The organism is Flavobacterium sp. AJR, from assembly GCF_002156885.1.
Taxonomy (GTDB): domain Bacteria; phylum Bacteroidota; class Bacteroidia; order Flavobacteriales; family Flavobacteriaceae; genus Flavobacterium.
Genome location: NZ_NCWQ01000173.1, coordinates 1 through 2,574, shown reverse-complemented (window position 1 = coordinate 2,574; position 2,574 = coordinate 1). Strand labels below are relative to the sequence as shown.

Genomic DNA, 2,574 nt, shown 5'->3' with positions numbered 1-2,574 from the left:
TTATTTTAAAATACTGTAATTCAGTTAATTATGTTTTATTTGTACTGATTTACTTGCTGTTATACAGGAATTTGTTTATATCTTTATAAGACCCAAATCTTATCATTATGAAACGAATTATCATATTAATACAACAAGGTTGTTTGTTGTTCTGAAAAGTTTGTGATGCTTAATTGGGTATCATAAACTCTTAATTAAAAAGATACTTAGAGTTATCTTATTCAATAAGCTTTTTATTATTCTTTAATAATTAAAAGTTTCAAAACTATATGGACAGCAATCAGTTAATAGTAAATACCCTCGAAAGTTGGGGAATATCACTATATACCGGTGTTACTGGTGGTGGTGTTATTCATTTTCTTAAATACCTCAATCCTTATAAAAGGGATTCTTTTAATACAACAGAGTTTTTAACTTTTGGGGAGTATAGCGCAGGTTTTGTGCCGTTAGGTTATTACTTAAGTACGGGTAAGATAGCAGCAACTGTGGCAACTACAGGAGCAGCTACAAAGCTTATTAGTTGTGGCCTGAGCGATGCCAAATTACATGATATTCCAGCTGTATATATTGTACCTGTTTCAGGGAATAGTACTGTAGGTTTTTCTCCTTTACAAGATTCCACACACTACGGTAGTAATATTGTGGAGCAATTAAAAGCCGAATTGCCTGATTCTGTTTTTATATTAAATAATCAAGCTACATTAAAAGAAACTTTAGTTCAGGCAAAAAAACAATTAGATCGTTTTAAACCAGTTGTTTTGGTTCTTGATAACGAAGGATTAAATATTATTTCTACTGTATGTAAATCTCCATATCCGAATCAGTCAAATGTTTTTAAGAATACAAACTTAGATAGTTTTATAACTAGTTTTAAGGAAACAATTAAAGGTAAACGATTAGTTCTTCTTGTGGGAGAAGAGATGGCACGTTATCCAGATGCGATACATTATACATCTGAGTTAAGTAAACTTTTATGTCCAGCTGTTATTTGGAGCATTAATGGCGCAAATGCTGTAAATCGTGATAATCCTTATGGTTACGGATATGTATCGTTTGGAGGAAATGATAAAGCCTTATCATTAATAAATGCTCTGGATGAAAATGATGTTTTAATGATACTTGGTGCATGCCCAGACGAATACACGGTTAATTTTAATAAATTCCCAGTTGCTCATACCTTTTTTATTGGCAATATTCCCGATGCATACGGACTGGTTGATAATAGTTTAGAACATATTATAGAAAGTAAATATGATCATGTTTATGCTCCTTTAGATTTAGTAATTCAAAAAATAATCGATGCAGCCCATTTATTGCCTTTCGAGAACCTCCCATTTGAGTCTGCTCCAAAAGACTTAAATAATTTGCCATTTGCTTTTGCCCGTGATAACTATGTAGATATGGTCACTTTATATCAAAAGCTTGATAATTGGTGGCCTGCACGCTCTATAGGGATTGATGATGTTTGCCAAGCCTATAAAGACCGGCAATATGTAACCCAACGTCCTAATAATAATATTCAATTTTATTCACTTTATCGAGGCTCGGCTATGGGTGGTGCATTTGGTGTTGCAGTAGGAGCAAAACTAGCAAGTCCTGATCGCTCTGTTTTTTTATTTACGGGTGATGGCTGCTTTCGTCTATTCTCTGGTAGCATGGGAGAAGTTCACGATCTTGGTTTGGTTTTATTTTTATTAAATAATGAAACATTAGGAATTGTCGAACAAGGATTGGGCAAAATTATGCCAGATGTTGATAATGAGCGTTATCATGCCCGATTAAAATCTCTTGATTATTGTAGTATTGCGAGGGCATGTGGCTGGAATGCCGAAATATTAAATACCGATTTATCTAATCTAGATGATCTGTTAGATAGTATGATGATAAAAAATAAACCTCCTCAATCTTTGCTTATAGAAATTACTGTCGATTCGCTGCAATTGTTAGGAAGTAATCCCCGTCTTAAGAACCTATAAAACAAAATATTATGTCTTTAAAAAATGAACACATTCTGCTGAAACAAATTGATGATTGTTTCTTAGCTTTAAATGGAAAAAAACTTCCATCTCCACCCAATATTTCCGACCGTTACCAATGGTTACATGAAAATGCACCTTATAGCATATTGGCTCAAAATGCCAATACTAATTCTTATTTTATTTATGCCAATAAATATGCTTTGTCTTGTTTTAAATACTCAAATGAGGAAATTCTAGCGATACCATCCAGTTTTAGTGCTGCAATTGAGAATAGATACGAACGTAAATTATTATTTGATAAAGTCGAACAAGAGGGTATTGTATATAATTACAAAGGAGAACGAGTTGATAAGTACGAGAATAGTTTTACCATTCATGATACTATAGTTTGGCAATTACAAAATACAAATGGCAATGTATGGGGACAAGGAGCGTTATTTTGGCGAGATGAAAAACTACGACCAGATTGGTATTTTGATCTTTAATTAAAAAATATCAGTATAAAACTATACCAGTTTGTTGTTATAAAAAGTAAAATTAACTTAAAGCCATTTTAAAGAAATGGTTTTTTTTATGTTTTTATTTTTGATGCTTT

The 2,574-nt window shown here is 32.4% G+C and carries 2 protein-coding genes; both read left to right on the top strand.

Annotation, left to right across the window (positions count from 1 at the left end; translation table 11 throughout):
* Positions 1-269: 269 nt before the first annotated feature.
* The gene (locus B8T70_RS23325) at positions 270-1,976 is read left to right on the top strand and encodes a thiamine pyrophosphate-dependent enzyme (protein ID WP_086896420.1); all 1,707 of its coding nucleotides are present in this window, start codon (positions 270-272) and stop codon (positions 1,974-1,976) included.
* An 11-nt stretch (positions 1,977-1,987) separates the two neighbouring features.
* The gene (locus B8T70_RS23320) at positions 1,988-2,464 is read left to right on the top strand and encodes an MEKHLA domain-containing protein (RefSeq protein ID WP_086896419.1); all 477 of its coding nucleotides are present in this window, start codon (positions 1,988-1,990) and stop codon (positions 2,462-2,464) included.
* Positions 2,465-2,574: the final 110 nt, after the last annotated feature.